Here is a 21326-nt window from a genome sequence, read left to right as displayed (position 1 = left end):
TTGAACAAGTTACTTGATTAAAAAGTGGATAATGGAGCGGTTACTTTGAAAAATAAATTAGCAAAAGTTGTTGCAGGGTTTATCATATTATTTATCTGTGCTCTAGTAATTTATACTATTTGGGATAATAACCGAATTACAATAGCAAAACAAGATGTCATAGTAGACCACCTACCAAAAGAATTTGAAGGATATAAAATTCTTCAAATTACAGACTTGCATAGTAAGGAGTTTGGTAAAAATCAAAGTCGCTTGTTAAAATCCATTAATTCCACCGATTATGATGCCATTGTTTTTACTGGGTATATGATTCTTAAAAGCCAAAGTACTAATATCAAGCCTTTTTATCAATTATTAGAAGGAATACAAAACAAAGAGAATGCCATTTATATACCTGGAAATGAAGATCCAGAGGCATATTATGTAAATTCAAAAGGTGTATTAGTAAAAAGTAAGTTCATAAAAGAAATTGAAAAACGTGGTGTCAAATTCTTGGAATCTGTTTATACAGTCAAAAAAAATAATTCCTCAATTAACTTTGTGGACTTTGAAACGTCGATTCTGAACGCTTCTCAAAGTGAAAAACAAACAAGTGGAATCTTCTTACCTGAATATGCTCAAAGCAGGCAGTATATTGAGTATCGTAAATCATTAATTAACGAGATGGCCGGTATTAATTATTTAAAAAAGAATGATGTCTTAATTGCACTTAACCACTATCCTATAGTTGACGCGAGAATTGATAGTCTTCTTACTGATTCTAGACTGAAATTTAGAAATCGAAAATACGATTTGATTATTGCTGGACATTATCATGGAGGACAAATTCGTTTACCTTTTATAGGAGCACCATTCGTTCCAGAGGGATGGTATAAATGGGGTGGTCTGTTTCCTCCACAAAGCCGTGTTAAAGGTCTTTGGGAGTACAAACATACTAAACAATATGTGAGTACAGGTCTTGGAAGCAGCAATTTTATTCCATTCCTAAAGTTTCGTTTATTTAACTCACCTGAAATTAATGTTTTAACATTAAAACAAAAATAAAATTAACGGGACTTTGAACTATATTTTCTTAAATATAGTCTAACTACATTTTTTATTTTTACTAAAAGGAGCAATATCCGTGAGTTGGAAAAAAATAATGTTGCGCATTGGAATTGTTTTGACCGTATTGATAGGTATAGCTGGGGCCACTGGATTTTATATTTATCATGAAGTAACGAAAACGACAAGCGTTATCTATCACCCAATAGAAAAAACGGAGAAAAGGGTCGAACCAGTCAGCTTTAAAGAAAAAAATCCATTCTCAGTTTTACTTCTAGGAGTAGACAAACGACCAGGTGACCAAGGTCGCTCGGATTCCCTAATGGTCTTAACCGTAAATCCTACAAAACATATTACGAAAATTATTAGTATTCCACGTGATACCAGAACTGAAATCGTGGGGAAAAATAGAATTGATAAAATTAATCACGCATTTGCATTCGGTGGTATACAGATGAGTGTAAATACTGTGGAGAAATTTTTAAACATACCTATTGATTACTATATAGAGGTCAATATGGAGGGATTTAAGGGCATTGTAGATGCAATTGGTGGAGTAGAGGTTATGAATACACTGGACTTCACAAATGATGGTTATCACTTTAAAAAGGGATTATTGTATTTAAATGGAGAAAAGGCGTTAAGTTTCTCGCGAATGCGTTACGAGGATCCGCAAGGTGATTTTGGACGAGAAGCTAGACAACGTCAAATTATTCAGGAAGTAATTAACAAAGGAACAAAAATTAAAAGTTTAGTAAGTTATAAGGATATATTAAATTCAATTAGTAAAAACTTAGAAACTAATTTATCCTTAGATGAAATGTTTGATATTCAGAAAAGCTACCGTGGTGCCACTGACAGTATTGAACAACAGCAACTAGAGGGAAGTGGGAAAATGATTAAGGGAATCTACTATTATTTAGTACCGGAAGAAAATCGTTTAGCACTTTCAAACGAACTACGCAATCAGTTGGGATTAACTCAATAAGGGCGAATTTTTATGGAGAGAAAAAACCCCGTTCGGTAATATAGTTTAACTATATTACCGAACGGGGTTTTTTGCTTTGATCTTTAATTTGAACGAAAAGACTATTCATCTGGCTTTTATCCTCTGTAGTTTCTACAAATTTCTACATATTGATATTTGCTCGTAAATCTGTTGGCCACAATAGACCTAATATAATTCATTCTTATCTTTTGATAATTTAGTACTTTCGCAACTAAATAAAGATATCTTAACGATTTCATTAGATGGGAATGTACTAGTTAGTGAATCGGGTACAGATAACAATTGGACAAATAAAAAACTTACGATTCAACCAGATAAACATGTGTTAAAACTTACGTATGTTAAAGATAAATCTGGCAGCTCTAGTAAAGATGCTGGTTATATCGATAACATTTCTCTAAAATATGATTTACGTAAATAAATGATAAGAATGGCGCTCTTCGTTTGAAGAGCGCCATTCTTATTTTTGTGGGAAAAAAAATCTTCAAATTAAAATGGAAACATTTTAATTCAAAGGTTTATTTGCCTTGTTTATACTTATTAAACTCAATAAATTTTAATAATTCATCTTTTGGTATACCAGAATTAATTGCTTCTTGAAGGATATCCATCCATTCAGAATCAATAATTTTTGTTGGATCAATATCATCTTTCAGGAGGCTTTCTGCCGTTGTATTGAAGACGCCAGCAATTTTTTCAAGTACTTGAATTGAAGGATTGCTTTGTAGATTTCGTTCAATCGAACTTATGTAAGATTTTGCGATACCAGCACGTTCTGCGAGCTCTGTTAGTGACATTCCATGTTGTAAACGTAGTTTTTTAATTCGTTCTCCAATCATATAAGCTACTCCATATCTTTTTGACTATTACAAAAAGTATATCATAGTAGGGAGTAGTTATCCTAGTTTTGACATGAATCTTTAACGCAATTGTAAAGAAATGATCGCACTTCATCAGGGCTTATGCCTACTTCAATACATTCTAGTAGTAAGTCGATCCAGTTTAATTCGGCAGAATGTTTTTCCGATTGACTGTACATGAATAATGGCCTCCTAAAATTAAGGTATAAAATACCTAGGTAACCCTGCTATCTTAGTGCGTTTACTAGATAATAAATACAGTGAATTAGTTCTTTTTAACTGTATTTACAACTAAGATCAGTGGCTTTGCGTCCCAATCTCTCAATTGGTTTGCCTTTTTCTAGTAAGAGCTCTGGTTGATGTATTTACAACTTTTTTAAAATTTATATAACAATTATATAATGAATCCAATACATAGTTTGTAGTAATTTGTAGTATCAAAAAAAACAATAATATTAATAGTGTTTCAATTGTATTAAAAACATTAGATAAATCAAGGTGTTTTTTTACATTTGAAATAAAAGGAAAAATTTTAAGAAAATACATTTCGACATTCAATAAAAAAAATGTCGAAACGCAAAAAAACGTTGGTAAAATTTAGTAATTCTAGGATAATAATCTAGACTAGTCCAAAATGGAAGAGAATGTTAAAAACGTGTAAAGTTCCACTCAAAATAGCACAATATTGAAAAATATAAAAATAGGAGGAAAGTAATGGTCGGTTTATATTTAATTGGAATTTAAGTTGGTAAACTAAAAAATTAATAGATTACTTCATTTTAAAGTTTTACTCTGAATCTCTTAATCTTTTTAATGCATAACGATAACTAGACCGTACGCTAGATTCTTTCATATTTAAATTTTTTGCAATTTGAGCAAATTCAAGATTAAAATAAAACCGCTTAATCAGAATTTGCTTCTGCAAAGGGGAAATTCCATCTAGAAAACTCATGAAATTAACAAGTGTAAATACCTCGTCAAAATAAACTACTTCTTCTATACCTTTCTCGGAGAATACATTTCGTTCATCATATTTAATTGCTTTGGATAGTTCGTTTAATAAATAGCCTCTTACTGTAAGATAAGCATAACTTGAAAAACTCCCTTTCTCAGTTTGATACTGCTGATAAGCCTTCCATAATGCTATTTGACCAATTTGATAGTATTCATCAAAGTTTTTATATAGATGTAACTTCTTCATAGTTGCTTTTATCATTCGGGAATACTGGTTTAAGCATTCCTCGAATGTACTTGGCCTCAAATTTCCTGAAATAACTTGATAATCTCCATGTTCATTACTACATTTCATGCTTACTGCCTTTCTTAAAGGCATGCCCTTGTGTGTATTCCGCGGTGAAGTAACTATATAAAAATATAAGAAATATTTCATATTTGGAAACATCAATTAAAAATAAAAAAAATAGGGTGAAATGTGAGTATTGAATTTAAAACTTTAAATTTGATGGAAATAATTAAATGAAATCTTATGTATTAATATTATTTAAAGAAGTAAAGTTTACTAAAACACAGGCTAAACGGTCATAGAAGTTTCAAAAATATGGAAAGATAATTTTGATATAATCGATATGTAAAAATCCTCAAAGGAGGCACATATGTCAAAATTAGATTATGTTGTATCATATGAAACAATGCTGATTGAAACTGCGGATCATCCAGAGTATTTAACCAAAATAACAGATAAAAACAAAGGGGTGATCTATTCAAAGCGGCCAATGAAAACAATCTTGAAAGAATCTGCCCTCTACCATAATCAATCTATTAAAGGTCATCTCGAAGTCGTGAAAAGTAAATATCCAACTATGAAAAAGATTCCTCTTATGATTAATCCCACATTATCAATTATTATGATTCCTACATCTTCGCAAAATAACATATCTTGCAAATGGCTAAATTTTATCCAAATAAATAAATATATAAAAGAAAAAAGGAAAACAAAAATACAGTTTAGGAATGGAGAAGAGAGGATAGTCCCAATTTCTTATTACATTTTTGATAAACAAATTAGTAAAGCCACAAAGATTATTAGTATGTATTTAAGTCAGAAAGTAGAGTATAAGCTAAAATCAGATGAAGAAAAGTTAATGATTATTAAGGAATTAATCGAAGGATATTCTTCTGATAGATAGGCTACAGGCAGTTGTTTTTACGAAAGCAGGGGTAGGAAATACAAAAAGCAGGCCTTAAGATCTTAATTGATCATAAATCCCGCTTTTAAACTTGGTGAATCTATTGTTTCATTCCGTCTTAAATAACTTCTTGTTCAGGTATTCTAATTGTCCATTGTGAGAATGTATTTATTTCTACTAGATCTTTCGGGAAGATAAATGTCCATGGTTTACTCGTATTTGCCTGGATTGTTAATGGAGGTAGTGTGAATAAACCTTTCGCAATTATTTCGCCATTCTCATTTAACATTTCTAGTGGTAGTAATTCTAGACTAACAGCTTGTGTTGATCCATTTCGAACTAAAATATTAACGCCTAAGTTTCCTTCTTCATTATAGCTTGCTCGTAAAGCATGTAAGCTCACTTCATTTATACGTAATTTAGGTAAAGAATTTACAAGATTACTTAATTCTGTAATTTGTTCTTTAGTAAGTCGGCCTTCCCATGTTGGATCTATATCTAATCGGTGGATAGTTTTTGATAAATCAAACGCTAACTCAAAACCTGTTTCAGGCAAGTCCTCTTTTAATAAATACTCTCGTTCAAATACAAAGCGCCATGGGCGGCTACTGCAAGAAGGCATTTCGCCAAGCTCTTCCAATCTAAATCCTTTTTTAGCTAATAGTTCTCCTTCTTCACTTATTAATAATAGAATTGCGTCTTCTAAACGAACTAATTTTTCTAAACTATTACGTACGAATGCTGTAACAGTTACACTTCCGTCATCATTCGTTTCAAGTTCGATTGCAGATAATGACAATTGATTTGGTTTTAAAGGAGAAAGTTCGTTATTTAAAAATTGATAGACATATCGCTTTTCATCTTCAATATGCATTAATGGATGAAATGAAATTTTAGGATAAATTTCAACCACTTCATTTTCTTCAACTTGAACTGCTTGATCAGTAGATGTTTGTTGCAATAAATCATTCGATGAAACTGTTGAATCTTTACCCTTTTGTAATAAACGCTTAATCGACGATAACATTTTGTTTTTCTACCCCCTGTGGACAAGATAATTCTTGGAATGTTGAAGCAAGACTTGCTGATATTTCTTGTTGAATTGAGTTATAAGTATGTTCAAATAGAGTAAATCCTTCAAATTCATATAGTCGAATGGGATCTTCTTGTTGATACTGTCTTAAGTGTATCCCTTCAATTAATTGTTGTAAATGCTCTAAATGTTCAGTCCAATATAAATCTATAGTACTTAATGCCGTATTTTTTAAAATACTAATAAGTTTTACTTTTTTCTCTTCCTCTATATTATTTAATACATCTTTATATACTGAAAAAGCCTCTTTTACGTTTTGCCAAATCTCTTTTTCAGTATTAAAATGTTCTACATCTATTCGTAGTGGTGGTATAAGTTGTTCAAGTGCTGTTTTCCCTGCAAGTAAATCCCAATCATCAGGTGTACTATCTTTAGGATAGAATTGCATTAATAAATGATTAACAGTTTCTTCAGTTTGACCAATAAACCAGTTTAAACTAATTTCATTTTGTAAAAAGTTATTTCTTACTTTATAAATAATTCGGCGATGTTCATTTTCAACGCCATCTAATTTAAGCTGCCATTCACGAATTGTAGAGTGATATCCTTCACAGAGCTTTTGTGTAGATGAAACAAAGTCTTGAATCGTAGAATTTAGTACTTTACCAAATGGATCAGTCTGTAGATTCTTATATAATTTCTCTAGCTTTTCTTTATTATATTTTTCAAATAATTCATCTTCTAATGAAAGATAAAATTGAGATGATCCAGTGTCCCCTTGTCTCCCTGCACGCCCTTTTAATTGTAAATCAATGCGCTCACTTTCATGGCGTTCGGTACCAATTACATGAAGACCCCCTAAATCTAATACACCATCAGCTAATAAGATATCAGTCCCCCGACCCGCCATATTGGTTGAAATAGTAATCGTGCCTGTTTGACCAGCTTTGGCAATCATTTTTGCCTCTTCTTCAACATTTTTTGCATTGAGGAGCTGAAACTTTATCGATTCTTTCTCTAATAATTCTGCGAGTACTTCAGATTGACGAATGGAGGTTGTTCCAATTAGTATTGGTTGTCCCTTTTCATGGCGTAATTTTACATCAGTCAGAACAGCTCTGAGTTTTTCTTCTGTTTTTTCAAATACAATATCCTCGTGATCAATTCGAATTACTGGTTTATTAGTAGGAATTCGAATAACTTCCATGTTATAAACATTTAGGAGTTCTTTTTCTTCCGTTTTTGCAGTTCCAGTCATGCCAGAAAGGTTTGGATACATACGGAAATAATTTTGTATTGTTACAGATGCAACGGTATGATTTTCTTCAGTTGTTTTTAACCCTTCTTTTGCCTCGATTGCTTGGTGGAGACCGTTACTTAATGAGCGTCCTTCCATAATTCGACCAGTAAATAAGTCAATTAGTCTAATCTCGCCTTCGTGAATAATATAATCAACATCACGTTGGAATATTAAATAGGCTCGCAATGCATTATGAACATAGTGGAAAAGCGTTGTATGTTCTAGGTCAAATAAATTTTCAATCATAAAGGCATTTTCAATCTTTGAAATACCTTCTTCTGTTAATGTAATTGCTTTAGTTTCTTGATTTAAAAAATAATCCTTCCCAATTACTAACGTACGAATAAAGCGCGCACAAAGCGAGTATAAGTGAGATTGTGCGGGTTTTTTTCCTGCTATAATTAGTGGTGTTTTTGCTTCATCTATTAATATCAAGTCTGCTTCATCAATAATTGCATAATGAAATGGGCGTTGAACTTGTTCAACTAATGAAGTAACCATATTATCTCTTAAATAATCAAAACCGAATTCAGTTCCAATTCCATAAGTAATATCTGCATTGTATGCAGCTTTTTTAGCCTCCAAAGGTATATTGGGAATGTTCAATCCTACTGTAAGACCTAAAAATTCGTGAATTTGCCCAATTTGTTCCGCATCTCGTCTGGCTAAATATTCGTTTATAGTAATAATATGTACGCCCTTTCCCTCAAGCGCACGAGTATAGGCAGGTAATGAAGAAACCAAGGTTTTTCCTTCCCCAGTTTGCATTTCAGCAATATTTCCATCTAGTAATGCAAGTCCACCAATTAATTGAACATCATAAGGGCGCATCCCTAAAACACGTTTTGATGCTTCACGTACTAGAGCAAAAGCATCTATTGTAATCTCATGAATAACAGCATCGTTATTAGAAATTTTTTGCTTTAAAAGATAAGTAAATTTACGCAAATCTTCATCTAGAAGACTTTCAAAGAGTGGCTCCTTTTTATTAATCTCTTGAACAACTTTTTCATACTCCTTTAATTTCCGATTGCCAATAATTTTTTGCAAAGTCTGGATCAAGGATGTTCCCTCCTGAGCTGGTAATCTATCAAGTCTCTTCTTTAAATGTATCATAAGTTTTTAGGGACTCAAGGTGAAAATAGTGGGAATTTATAGAAAAGATTGAAAATTATATTCTAATACTAAAGTAAAAATTAGTAGGAATCGAAATGTAACGATCGAACTTTAAGTAAAAATAACTAGTTAATTTCAAAATGTGACAAATTGCTTACTTCCTATTATATATAATCTTAGTAGTTTCATATTAATAGTCTACTAAGATATGAGGGAGAGAGCTGAAATGAAGACAAAGATCGGTATAATCTTTTCTGCTGCAATACTTTTAACAAGTATATTTAGTTCACCATCGTTAAAACATAGAGGCACTATACATGAGGCTAATTTAATAAGTAATAATGAAGTAAAAGCTGCAATAAATCAAAGTAGTGGACAATCAACACTTCAAAAGGTTGAGACGAATCAACAAGAAAAATGGGAAGCACTACAACTGAATCCGTTACCAAGTAGTAAAAACCTATCGTATAGTTTTAGTAATCGTTCAAAAGTGTTCACAAAGCCTTTCCCAGAGCAGTATCAAACTGTTAATGGAATATTGAGCTTTCGAGGCGGACCTTTCCGAAATAATGGTTCCATGGGAACGGCAGTTATATCAAAGCAAAAGTTAGTTAAGAGCTGGTCTTTTCAGACTGCTTCTTCATCTGGATGGGGCGGGGGCTCAGGATGGACTGGGCAACCGAGTGTGATTGAATGGAAACCACAAGAACAAAAAATTATGAATTTATATTCTCAATTTAAAACAAAGTCAAATTTTAAAGAAGTAGTTTATGGATCTTTAGATGGTAGGGTTTACTTTTTAGATTTATCAACAGGTAAGAAAACAAGAAATCCAATTAATATTCAAAATCCAATTAAGGGTAGCGTGGCTCTTGATCCACGTGGTTATCCTCTTTTATACGTTGGACAAGGTATACCACAAACCGGAAAAATAGGTATGAGGATTTTTAGTCTAATTGATGGCTCTCAATTAGCATTTATTCCAGGAATTGATTCATATTCTTTTCGTGGTTGGGGAGCTTTTGATGGCTCTGCGTTATTTAACCGAGAAGATGACGCAATGTTAGTCGGCGGAGAAAATGGACTAGTTTATTTTATAAAACTAAATACTAATTATGATCCAAAGGCTAAAAAGATAAAAATTTCTCCAGTAATTTCAAAATATCGATATAAACTTAAAAATAATTCATATCAAGGAATTGAAAATTCAGTAGCGGTATATAAAAATATTGCATATTTCGCCGATAATGGTGGTGGTATTCAAGCGCTGGATATTATTAAGAAAAGGCCGATTTGGGCAAATAATGCATATGATGATACAGATGCGTCAATCGTCATTGAGAATTCTAATGGTACACCGTTTTTATACACAGGTTCTGAAATCGATAAACAAGGAACTAAAGGCTATACTCGCATTCAAAAGTTAAATGGACTTTCAGGTAAAGTAATTTGGGAGAAAAAAATACCGGGTTATTCGATAAAAGGTAATCATCCTGTTAATGGTGGACTGTTAGCAACTCCTATTGTTGGAACTGGGTCATTAAAAGGGCAGGTTATTTTTAATATTTCGAGGTATAAAACGATGAATGGGGGCTTATTAATTAGTTATGATACTGTTACTGGAAGAGAAAAATGGCATTTAGATTTACCTAACTATGCGTGGTCATCTACAGTAGCGGTTTATACAAAGGATAATAAAGCTTACTTAATACAAGGTGATTCTGTTGGTAACCTGTACCTAATAAGTAGTAGCGGAAAAATTATCAATAAGATTAATTTAGGTGCCAATATTGAGGCGTCTCCAGTTGTAGTTGGACAACAAGTAATTGTTGGAACTAGAGGAGGTAAATATATTGGCGTCAATATTCAATAAATAGAATGATCGATGATCCCTAATTCCGTTTGCGGAGCTAGGGATTTCTTGTTTAAGTAAGATAGTATTTTTTAAAACGGTCTTTTCAATTATGTTAATAACGTATTAAACTTCTATTAAAAGAATTGGATTTTAAGCAAATAGATTAGATAATATGATAAGTGTGTTTATTTATATCTGTATTAGAGGAGTGAAAGAATTTGGCTAATAAGGCAGAAAACAAAGTTGAAAGTCGTTCAGAACATAAAAAACTTAAAAATAAGGAAGATGGTTTAAGTTATAAACGATACTTCTCGTTAATACTCTCGATAGCTGGAGTACTTATAATTGGTGCGACAGCAATTTTTTATGTTTACCCAAAGATAATGAATGAAGGTACTATTCATCCGGAAAATACTTCTACAAAAGCAGTGGTGGATAAGGATGAAAAAAAAGAAACAAAGAGTGAAAAAGCGACTGAAACAAAAACTAAGGAAGTTGCTAAAGAAACAACAACTAAGGAAACGACTTCTAAGGAAACAAAAGTTACCGATGAAGAAAAGCAATCAAAAGATTATGTTTTACCGGAAAGTAATAGTAGAAAACTAACAAATGCAGATCTAATAAAATTAACTCCAAATGAATTGCGCTTAGCCAGAAATGAAATCTATGCTAGGCATGGTTTAGTATTTAAATCTAGTGACTTGACGATTTATTTCAGCTCGAAGTCTTGGTATAAACCTAACCCAGCGTATGGTGGTGAGCTTAATGATGTAGAAAAATATAATTTAAGCTTAATAAAATCCAGGGAATAGTTGAAAATGGACAGGTACATCAAAAGCTATAAAAAAAGCAAAGTTCACTTATAGATGAACTTTGCTTTTTACTGTCTATGATGACTTTAATAAGAAAATACTTGTGCATGTCTTAAAGTTTAATCTCGGTTACTTGACTATTTAACCACTTTAAGATTTTCTTTGCTCCATTTTCCTTAGCTACTTCTTTTACTGTCATGCCATCCACATTCTTGATTGATAAGTCGGCACCTTTTTTAATTAGATACTGGAATGTGTTTACATCATCTACTTCATAAGTTGTATCAAAAATAGGTGTTTCTCCAGAACTGTCTTGCTGGTTAATATCTGCTCCGTATTTTAATAGTAAGTCAATTGCTTGCTTATCTCCCATAGAAGCAGCGGCGTGTAAGATTGTCCATTCATCTGCATCTCCTATAGAAGGATTAGCTCCGTTATCAAGTAATAACTTTAACATGTCCAAGTTAAGATGATCTTCATCAGTATATGAAGTTACGAGAAGTGGAGATTCGTAGTCATCGTTCAATTCATTTACGTCTGCGCCTTCATTAATTAATTCTTTAACTTGTTCAATATCATTATCAAGCACTGCTTGCGTTAATGGTGTTTCCGCAGCTAAATAGCCATCAACGAATGATTGTGCTAGTGGAATCGCTTTTTCTACTAATAAACCTGCACCGACTATAATTCCGAATGACAACCCGAATATAATTACGGCTACTCCGTATACGCGTTTTGGTGTTTTAAACTTAATATCAGTTTCTACATTATTAAAATGATGCAAAGCGTTAATACGTTTTGGTAACGTTGGATGGGACATTAATCGTTCACTTAACCAAATTAAGAAGCCTTTTTCATTGCTACTATTTAATAAATATTCATGCTGATCAATTTGTTGATAAAATTTGCGACCAACGGCTAACATTGTAAGTGCTTGAGTCGAAGCTTCAAAATCATTTAAATAATGACTAGCCATTCGATCACTTGTATACTCACATGCACGTGAATATGCCGAACCTAAAAAAGGAACCCAATTTGCAGGCAATACTAAAGCCTGTTTTAGTATATGATTTCGTTTAATATGTGTAAGCTCGTGTGCAATCACGAAATCTACCACTTTTGGATTTGATTCAATCTCTTCGAATAAATCTGAATATAAAACAATCATATTCCTTCCAAAGAAACGCGTAGCAAAGGCATTTAACAATCCTCCAGATTGGATTACATATACATCTGGTAGAAAATAGAAACCCATTTCCTTTGCAATTTCTCTTGTTCTCAAATATACTTCTGGGAATTGTTTTTCAGTAATCTTAACGCCATTTATACGTATGTGGGCAGTGAACATTAGATGGGCAAAGAGTGGTAAAACAATTAAAATTCCTAAAATAATAAGACCAACAACACTTAAAATAAGTATTAAATAAATAGGAATACTAATAAGTAAAAGTAATATAAAATAAATCGATTCTTTCCGATTAACTAACTGCTTCAATTTCTCTCCTCCTATATCTCAACTCCTATAGTTTAACAAGTAAATGGAAAACATGTCAGACATAATTTAAGAGAAATGAAACCAATTACTTCCACTAAATAATAAAAAATTTCTTTTTACCCTTTAAATAAAAAATAGTATGATAGACTATAGTTTACTTTTTTAAATATTTATTTAGATTCAATTTATTTATTGAAAATAAGCACTATATAGAATGAAAGTTTAAGGGGAAGTTAAAAATAAATGGAAACTCAGTTAAGAGAACAAAATTCCTTGTCTAGAGCGGGTATACGAACAATGCGAAAAAAACGAATACCTAGTATTAAAAGAAAATGGATGTTTATTTTAATACCGATCATTGCAATATTAATTACACATTTAACATTAAATTACTTAAATTCGCCTAACAGATTAGTGAAGATTTTTGATAAAGCTGTGTCAGATAATAATTATAAAGAAGTTACACATATGCTACAAAAAGGCGGTACCGGGGCATCCCTAGATGAAGACTCAGTAATCGCATTTATGGATTACTTGAATAGCTATGATGTATTAGATAAATTAGACGATATGATTCAAGATAATAAAGTAATTAAGAGTAAGTTAATAGATGGTCGTGGAAATTATATATTATCAATTAAAAAGGGTAGTAAATTTTTAGGGATTTATCAAACGTATTTAATAAGTGCTCAACCATTCGAATTAAAGATTTCTTCGCCAATTGATGACATTGAATTAACATTAAATAATCATATTACACATTTGAATAAGGACGAATATGAGACAACATACCACAAAATTTTACCAGGAAAGTACACTATGTCAGTTTCATATAAAGGTGTTTATAGTGATGTTAAGGATGCAGTTGATATAGATTTTTCTTCTGCTTCAAAAAATAAGTTATCACAGGAATTAACTTTTAATGTTAGTTATGTCCAAATTTACTCAAACGAACCTGACGCAGAACTTTTTGTAAATGGAAAAGATACTGGGCAAAAAGTAAGTGAACTAGATCGCTTTGGTCCGTTTTTATTAAATGGTAAAACAGTAGTTCACGCTGAAATTGAAAAGAATGGTGAATTATTTAAAACAGATGATATTCCAGTTACAGGAAAGTATGTGGATTTAATGTTTGATACGCCAGTTGAAAATCAGGACGAGACAGATCAAAAAGATGGATTCTTTGCAGGACTTAAACGTTTTTTTGATAATTATTTACCGAGTCCTAAGCCTTCTTCTGATTTAGAAGAAAAGCAATTAATCAACGGATTATTTAATCAAAATGGCCAAGCATTCTTACAGTCTAAGGAATATCAAGACAAAATTAAGAAAAAGGATACAACGCAAAAACTCACAAGCTTTACTATGAAAGATTCAAAGCAAGATGATTCGGGTATGATCATTACAACAAATGAGTCATATGAGATAACTGATAAACATGGCAAAACTAAAATGAAATCATTTGAAATTACTTACCACTTCTCAAGAGAAAATGATGAATTAAAAATGGATCGTATAGTAGGGGTAAAAGAGATAAAGTAGATTAAGAAAAGAGTCCAATTTAGGTTGGACTCTTTTTTGTATTTAGAGTTGGAGGAGAACGCAATTATTAGACTTGGAATAGAAGTGCACAATTCTTATTAAATGATTATGATAAGAAATATTTCTTTTTTCACATTTTAATGTCAAATATATGTAGTTTTATCACATTGCTTTTATATATAGGAATATTCGTTATAATGTATTAAAGAGAAATGTTTGGAGGTAATGAAAAAGAATAGAATGTGGAAATTTATTAAAAGACTTCTTTTATTTACACTTCTGATGTCAATTATTGGGTTATTTGCGATCTATCGTTACTATTTCCAAGATGTGTTGAAGTATGAAACACAAGTTTACACTGAATTAAAGACGTCTAATTTAGAAGAATACACACCTTTATTACTAGGACTAATGATGCAAGAAACGAAGGGTAAAGGAAAAGATCCAATGCAGGCCTCAGAATCACTAGGACTAGCAAAAGATAGTATTCAAGATACTTCAAAAAGCATACAACAAGGGGTTTCACATTTTAAAGACGTGTATTCCTATGGTAAAAAGCAAGGTGTTGATTTACAAACCATCATACAAAGTTACAATATGGGGATTGCTTATATTGATTTTGTAAAAAAACATGGGGGTAAACATACAGATCAACTTGCTAAAACTTATTCTCTATCGATGGTAGAGACGAACCCTGAGCTTTATACGTGTAATAATAATAAGAAAAATTTCAGATATCCATATTGTTATGGAGACTTCACATATAGTCAAAAAGTAATGAAGAAAACAAAGTACTTTGAGATATTAGTCCCGCTTAAACATAATATAGTAGGAAAGCCATAGTCCATGGAGAAGAGTTAAATGTCTTCTTTATGGACTTTTTAACTTTTTTTTTAGAATTGTGTCAATTTAATTACAAAATGGTTGTCGTTTCGATAAAATGAAACAATTTCCTTTTTTTACCGATATAATTATTAACAAAACAATTCAAATTCCGACATTTTATGACTTATACTTAACCCTAGTGTTAATTTTTTATTAATTTTATTTTAAAAAAATTATAGATTATTAATTTTACTAGTTTAATAGAATAGGATTGTTTTATTCTACGGTTTAAATGTAAAAAAGGTAAGAAAGGAAAACTTGATACATGAAAAAAATGGGAAGAGTACTTTTGGTATCAACAGGCATATTAGTAGGAACCTCCAGCATAACTTGTCCTAATGTCGGTTTGGAAACATCAAAAGCGAGTGCAGCGATCGTAAATATTAAAACGAAGTATCAATCGACAGCAAATCTTAATTTAAGACAAGGTGCAGGTACAACCTATAAGACACTGTTGGTTATTCCAAAAGGTAAGGTAATTACTGCAACACAGAAAAACGGTAACTGGTATAAAGTAACCTACAGCGGACAAACTGGTTGGGTAAGTGGTACATACTTAAAGGAATATTATACATATCTTACTCAAAGTACAGCTTATTATTTAACAAATAAAACTACAAAGTTATATCCAACACCTGATACAAAAAATGCTGCAGTATATACTGTAGGTGCAAATAACGGATTTAGTAGTACTCAAAAAGTAGTAAATAGCATCGGCCAAACATGGTTCCGCGTCAGTCACAATGGCAAAACAGTATACGTAAATAGCGCTGATGTTACGAAAAGTGCTTTAACTACCTTTGCTCAGACAGATTATAAAGCAATTAACACGGCTGGTCTATATCAATCATATGGAAGTTCGTCTAAAGTACTAGCGCATATTCCAATTGGAACCGTTGTTTCATCCTCAAAACGAATGGGTAACTGGTATAATGTTACGTATAATGGAATAACAGGTTATGTTTATATAAGTAACTTTACAAAACTAAATAATACATATCTTACTCAAAGTACGGCTTATTATTTAACAAATAAAATTACAAAATTATATCCAACACCTGATACAAAAAATGCTGCAGTATATACTGTAGGTGCAAATAATGGATTTACCAGTACTCAAAAAGTAGTAAATAGTATCGGCCAAACATGGTTCCGCGTCAGTTACAATGGCAAAACATTATACATAAATAGCGTTGATGTTACGAAAAGTGCTTTAACTACCTTTGCACAGACAAAATATAAGGCAATTAACATAGCTGGTCTATATCAGTCATATGGAAATTCGTATAAATTGCTAACGCATATTCCGATTGGAACCGTTGTTTCATCTTCAAAACGAATGGGTAACTGGTACAATGTTACATATAATGGAATCACAGGTTATGTTTATATAAGTAACTTTACGAAAGTAAATGAAATAAAATATGAAACAACAAGTACTTCATATTATTTTACGAAGGCAATTACTAACTTATATGCAACCCCAGATGCGACAAAGCCTGTAGTCACTACAGTTAGTGGAGATAATGGATTCGCTTCGACTCAAAAAGCGACAGATTTAGTAGGGAAGATCTGGTATCGTATTAATTACAATGGACAAAATCTTTACGTTAAGAGTGAAGATGTAACTTCAAATAGTTTTACAACTTTTACAACTACGAATTATAAGGCACTTAATGCAACTTATTTATATCAATCGTTCGACAGTTCATCAAAACAGCTTATTCAAATTCCCAAAGATACAGTTATCCCGATTAACAAGAAAATTGGAAATTGGTATAGTGTGAAATATAACGATATTAATGGATATGTAAGAGTAGGGGATTTCGGAAAAAGTGATGTCGTAACGATCACTAATATAACAGATACTACATATATTACGACTTCCTATTTAAACTTACGTCAAACGTATGATGCATCTTCAACATTGCTAACAGAAATTCCTGTTAATATGGTTTTAGTAGCGACTGAAAAAACGTCTAATAACTGGTATAAGGTTAGTTACAATGGGAAAACGGGATATGTATCGGGATCATATATCAAACAAGTAAAAACTGGTGACCCAATAACATCAAGGGATAGCTACCAGTTTATTGATCTGCGTACACCTTCACCTGTAACTGCTATTCAAATTAATAACTATATTGCTAGTAATGTGAAAAGTGGCGTGAAGAGTATACTGACTGGCCAAGGACAATTATTTATTGATGCTGGAAATAAGTATGGTGTAAATGCACTTTATTTAGCAGCACATGCGATTCATGAAAGTGGATTTGGTACTTCCCAAATTTCATTAGGAAAAAATAACTTATTTGGATTTGGGTCATATGATGCAACACCATATATAGCATCATACAAATTTATGAGTGTAAAAGAAAATGTAGAGTATATTGCTCGTTCGATTAAATCTACTTACTTAAATCCAAGTAACTGGAAATATAAAGGTGCATATCTTGGCTTTAGTACGAAAGATATGAGTAATGTAAGAATAGATGCAGCGAGTGAAGGGATGAATTTTTATTACGCGACTGATCCAAACTGGGGTAAATTAATTGCTCAGCATATGCAAAAAATTCTTCCATTTGATAAAGCGTACTATGATAAAGCTCAACCAAACACTGCGATTCCTGGTAGTCCATCTACCCCTGTTGGTAGTGATGTATTCCCTGCAAATATCCAAGCGATTGCGAAAGGAAACATCGACCTATACAATGCAAAAGGCGATACGACTAAAGTAAAATCGATAGCAGCAGGTACAGCTTTCCTTCTTCTTGAAAAAACAAATAATTATTGGATTAAGTTATCAATTGGTGGAAATGTTTATTGGACAAACAGTATCAAGTTAAATGCCTATAGCCAAACATTATCTGTTAAAAACTTAGGTAGAACAACTGCTGGAGTAAACGTACGCTCGGCTGCAACTACAGCTGAAAACAACATAATCAGTACATTAAACCTTAATACTTATGTTAGTATTGTTACAAATAAAGATGGTACTTTAACAATGGATAGTACAAAAAAATGGTATAAAATCCAATTAGCGAATGGTAGCTTTGGATGGGTTTCTTCAAGTTATGTTAAACAAGAATTAAAATAATTTTTTTGATGGCTCAGGAAAAACTGAGCCATTTTTTTTATGAGATTTATAGACAAATAGAAAGTGATATATTGAAGTATGTTAAAATAGATTTATTGCTTAATATTTAGGTAGATTGGAGAAGATACAATGAAATCTTTTTTTCTGAAAAGTGGCTTAATAACTGCTTTATCAGTAAGTTTATTTACTGGAAAAGCTAGTGCAGAATCAAATACAGATTGGGCTTTTAAGTGTGGAGACGCTAGTAAAACTCCAACTCCTTCATCTCAACAGGTAAATTGTTTACTGACTTATGCAGCAATCAACGCCGATATTCCACCTGAGGTTGTAAAGGCAATTGCGTGGAGGGAATCTGGTTGGAACCAGGAAATGAAGTCCCATGATGGTGGGCTTGGTATTATGCAAATTACTGAAAAGACAGATCAACCTAGATATGATCAGCAACGACTAGAAACCGATATTGCATATAATATTCAAGCTGGTGTCGAGATTCTTAACGAGAAATACAATTTGAAATCAGGCGGAAACTACCTATTACCAAGAATCAATGGTGCTAATCGTCATATTATTGAGAACTGGTACTTTCCTGTTATGGCTTATAATGGTAATGTACCTGCCAATAGTCCACTTAAACAGGAGGATGGATCGGTCAATGAAAATGCCTATCAGGAAAAAATATTCCGAATAATAGAAGGCCAAAGCTATTTAAGGCTTGATGATGCCCCACCAGTTTTAGCTAGATATCCATTTAAAACGTCAGATTTTGATTATAATAGAGATAGTAAAGCACCGATTATTTTCAAAACTCCTTTTTATACAATCAATAAAGAGCTGCTTCATGATTCTCCTTTCTTCTTGAAAAAGGGAGAAGTTGCATACGTAACAGTAGATGGTGCTAAATTACGACCAGAACCAAATACATCGGTAGAACAAGATAAACCAACTCCAAAATGGGAAAGACTTGCTAAATATACACCATTAACAATTTATGATGAAATCCAGTTTGATACCAAGAAAGATGATAACCAATTCGCTTGGTTTAAAGTGGAGAGAGCAGATGGAAAAATAGGATTTATTTCATCAGCATACATTACGAAGAAATATGATTTAGCAAACCCGATTGTAACTGGGGTTGCTAATGGGAAATTCTACAATAAAGACGTAAAACTTCACTTTAATGAGGGTATCGCAACATTGAATGGAACGCGTATTAATAATGACTATTTAGTTTCAAAAGCGGGAAGCTATACACTAGTAGTCAAAGATTCAGTGATGAATACAACAACTATTAAATTTACAATCGATAAAACAAAACCTACAACACCAACAATGAATACAGTTTCAGATCAATCAACTACTATTACCGGAACAGCAGAAGCAGGTTCTACAGTTAAACTATATATTAATAGTAAGTTTCAAAAAAGCACAATAGCTGCATCAAATAAAAGTTATAAGTTTACAATTTCAAAGCAAAAAAGTGGAACGACAGTTAGTGTAACTGCTACGGATAAAGCTGGAAATGTAAGTGCAACAAAGTCTTTAAAAGTATTAGATAAAACACCACCAGCTCTTCCAGTCGTTAATAAAGTTACTTCAAAATCAAAAACTGTAACAGGTAGTGCTGAGAAATATGCTTCAGTGAAGATTTATCGAGGAAGTACATTAATAGGTCAAAGCTCAGTTAATTCCAGTGGTAAATTTTCTGTATCAATAAAAGTACAGAAAGCAAACACATATTTAAAGGTTTATGTCATTGATAAATCTGGAAATAAAAGTGTTCGTACAATTAAAGTTGTAAAATAGTAAAAATACGATGCGATAAGTTTTTTCTTATTGCATTGTATTTTTTTATTTTTTCAAGTTATGTGGATAACTTGTGTATAAAATTAATACTTATCGACAGGAAGATAGGAATAACATTTTTCATTTTAGTAGAATTTTGTCGTATCATTATATTTCTTAACTACTTGAATTAATTTATAAACAAGCGGTTTGTGGATAAGTATTATATGTTATCCACAAATTGTTAATAAACTCCTAAAATTGTGGGTAATTTTCGGAATTTAAAATGTTTTTTACCCAAACAAGTATTTTAATGATTATTTCTACTTATTCTTAAAGAAATTAAAAGGCCATTTCCTAATTGAGAAATGGCCTTTTGTTAAGCTATTCATATTTTTAATTAAGAGAATTTTGAACTTGTCTTATATTACTTAACGAGCACCTTCACCAGTTAAGACAACCTTAATTGTTTTAAACATGATTCGGATGTCTAACATAATTGATCGATGTTCAATATAGTGTAAATCCAAGACTAACTTCTCTTTTGGTGTTAATTCATACCCGCCATTCACTTGTGCCCAACCAGTTAACCCTGGTTTGACTGTTAAGCGATTAGTGAAGCCTGGTACTTCATGATTAAATTTTACTAAAAAAAACGCTCTTTCAGGTCTAGGTCCAACAAGACTCATATCTCCACGTAAGACATTGACGAACTGCGGTAATTCATCGATACGAGTTTTACGAAGGAAGTGACCAAGTTTTGTAATGCGAGGATCATCCGTACTAGCCCATTGTGGTCCATTTATCTCTGCATCCATACGCATTGTTCTTAACTTGTAAATATTAAAAATCTTCCCATTTAATCCAACTCGTTCTTGGATGAAAAGAGCAGGACCAGGAGAATCAATTTTAATTAACGCGATAAAGAACAAAACGAATGGTAATGAAATAACAAACGCGAGCGACGCAAAGACTATATCCAATGTTCTTTTTATAAATGAATAAAAAATACTTTTCTTTTTTAATGACTCAATTTGTTGAATTGAGTAGCGGCTTTCAACCTTTTGTTGCGTATTCTGTAAGGCCATTTAAACACCCCAGTTTATAATTTAGGCCCATCCTTGCAAATGCATTGCAACATGTCCTAATGTATAACGTTTACGTTTTATAACATCATAACAATTATAAATGTTCGCGAAAAAAAATCAAATTATTTTTATGTTACAAGCTTATTACTCCACATAAAAAGTTCACAAGGGTTCCTTACACTTATTGTGTGTGCAAGAATGATTTATTAATCGGCATTACAATAATTAGTAATTGATCAACTTTTGTCCAGGTCGACTTTT

General features: G+C 32.0%; 16 protein-coding genes and 1 riboswitch. Of the genes, 9 read left to right on the top strand and 7 right to left on the bottom strand.

Translation table 11 applies throughout. The features are described 5' to 3' along the window. Window positions 1–45: 45 nt before the first annotated feature. The gene (locus tag RAH41_RS12630) at window positions 46–1044 is read left to right on the top strand and encodes a metallophosphoesterase (protein WP_331222832.1); all 999 of its coding nucleotides are present in this window, start codon (window positions 46–48) and stop codon (window positions 1042–1044) included. 79 nt (window positions 1045–1123) lie between these two features. After that, window positions 1124–2032 carry an LCP family protein gene (locus tag RAH41_RS12625; protein ID WP_331222830.1) on the top strand — a complete coding sequence of 303 codons (909 nt, stop codon included), beginning with the start codon at window positions 1124–1126 and terminating at the stop codon, window positions 2030–2032. Window positions 2033–2571: 539 nt separating this feature from the next. Here RAH41_RS12625 and RAH41_RS12620 read toward each other — a convergent pair. From RAH41_RS12620 to RAH41_RS12610, 3 genes are all read right to left on the bottom strand, one after another. Further along, on the bottom strand, window positions 2572–2892 hold the full coding sequence (locus RAH41_RS12620) for a helix-turn-helix domain-containing protein (protein WP_025671315.1): 321 nt from the start codon (window positions 2890–2892) through the stop codon (window positions 2572–2574). A 62-nt stretch (window positions 2893–2954) separates the two neighbouring features. Beyond that, a complete protein-coding gene (locus tag RAH41_RS12615) occupies window positions 2955–3092 on the bottom strand; it encodes an anti-repressor SinI family protein (RefSeq protein WP_331222829.1) in 138 nt (45 codons plus the stop codon). A gap of 35 nt (window positions 3093–3127) precedes the next feature. After that, window positions 3128–3258, bottom strand: a riboswitch (cyclic di-GMP riboswitch). Between the two features lie 442 nt (window positions 3259–3700). Continuing rightward, on the bottom strand, window positions 3701–4222 hold the full coding sequence (locus tag RAH41_RS12610) for a sigma-70 family RNA polymerase sigma factor (protein WP_331222828.1): 522 nt from the start codon (window positions 4220–4222) through the stop codon (window positions 3701–3703). Window positions 4223–4526: 304 nt separating this feature from the next. Here RAH41_RS12610 and RAH41_RS12605 point away from each other — a divergent pair, with 304 nt between their 5' ends. Next, entirely contained in the window at window positions 4527–5060 is a 534-nt protein-coding gene (locus RAH41_RS12605) for a competence protein ComK (RefSeq protein ID WP_331222827.1), read from the top strand. 118 nt (window positions 5061–5178) lie between these two features. Here the strand turns inward: RAH41_RS12605 and RAH41_RS12600 are convergent, their stop codons facing one another. Both RAH41_RS12600 and secA2 read right to left on the bottom strand, forming a co-directional pair. After that, complete coding sequence (locus tag RAH41_RS12600) at window positions 5179–6087, bottom strand: accessory Sec system S-layer assembly protein (RefSeq protein WP_331222825.1); 909 nt, start codon at window positions 6085–6087, stop codon at window positions 5179–5181. Continuing rightward, window positions 6071–8455, bottom strand: coding sequence for an accessory Sec system translocase SecA2 (gene secA2, locus RAH41_RS12595; protein ID WP_331222823.1), 2385 nt, complete (start codon window positions 8453–8455; stop codon window positions 6071–6073). Before secA2 ends, RAH41_RS12600 begins: the two co-directional genes overlap by 17 nt. A 280-nt stretch (window positions 8456–8735) precedes the next feature. Here secA2 and RAH41_RS12590 point away from each other — a divergent pair, with 280 nt between their 5' ends. After that, window positions 8736–10382, top strand: coding sequence for a PQQ-binding-like beta-propeller repeat protein (locus RAH41_RS12590; RefSeq protein ID WP_331222821.1), 1647 nt, complete (start codon window positions 8736–8738; stop codon window positions 10380–10382). 200 nt (window positions 10383–10582) lie between these two features. Further along, the gene (locus tag RAH41_RS12585) at window positions 10583–11176 is read left to right on the top strand and encodes a YARHG domain-containing protein (protein ID WP_331222819.1); all 594 of its coding nucleotides are present in this window, start codon (window positions 10583–10585) and stop codon (window positions 11174–11176) included. A gap of 112 nt (window positions 11177–11288) precedes the next feature. On the opposite strand, the gene RAH41_RS12580 is transcribed toward RAH41_RS12585, so the two are convergent. Continuing rightward, entirely contained in the window at window positions 11289–12671 is a 1383-nt protein-coding gene (locus RAH41_RS12580; RefSeq protein ID WP_331222818.1) for a M48 family metallopeptidase, read from the bottom strand. 243 nt (window positions 12672–12914) lie between these two features. On the opposite strand from RAH41_RS12580, the gene RAH41_RS12575 reads away from it, so the two are divergent. The 4 genes from RAH41_RS12575 to RAH41_RS12560 all read left to right on the top strand — a co-directional run bounded on the left by RAH41_RS12575 (window position 12915) and on the right by RAH41_RS12560 (window position 19998). Next, window positions 12915–14213: a TcaA 3rd/4th domain-containing protein gene (locus RAH41_RS12575; protein WP_331222817.1), complete on the top strand. Its 1299-nt coding sequence runs from the start codon at window positions 12915–12917 to the stop codon at window positions 14211–14213. A 225-nt stretch (window positions 14214–14438) separates the two neighbouring features. Then, a complete protein-coding gene (locus RAH41_RS12570) occupies window positions 14439–15056 on the top strand; it encodes a lysozyme family protein (protein ID WP_419471599.1) in 618 nt (205 codons plus the stop codon). 307 nt (window positions 15057–15363) lie between these two features. Then, window positions 15364–18195 carry an SH3 domain-containing protein gene (locus RAH41_RS12565; RefSeq protein ID WP_331222816.1) on the top strand — a complete coding sequence of 944 codons (2832 nt, stop codon included), beginning with the start codon at window positions 15364–15366 and terminating at the stop codon, window positions 18193–18195. A 129-nt stretch (window positions 18196–18324) separates the two neighbouring features. Beyond that, on the top strand, window positions 18325–19998 hold the full coding sequence (locus RAH41_RS12560; protein WP_331222815.1) for an Ig-like domain-containing protein: 1674 nt from the start codon (window positions 18325–18327) through the stop codon (window positions 19996–19998). A 410-nt stretch (window positions 19999–20408) separates the two neighbouring features. Here RAH41_RS12560 and RAH41_RS12555 read toward each other — a convergent pair whose 3' ends face one another. Beyond that, window positions 20409–21065, bottom strand: coding sequence for a sugar transferase (locus RAH41_RS12555; RefSeq protein WP_331222814.1), 657 nt, complete (start codon window positions 21063–21065; stop codon window positions 20409–20411). Between the last annotated feature and the right edge of the window lie 261 nt (window positions 21066–21326).

Origin of the sequence: Gottfriedia acidiceleris (genome assembly GCF_036421055.1) — a bacterium.
In the GTDB taxonomy this organism is placed as follows: Bacteria; Bacillota; Bacilli; order Bacillales; family Bacillaceae_G; genus Gottfriedia; species Gottfriedia acidiceleris_C.
This window is presented reverse-complemented; position numbering and strand designations above follow the sequence as displayed.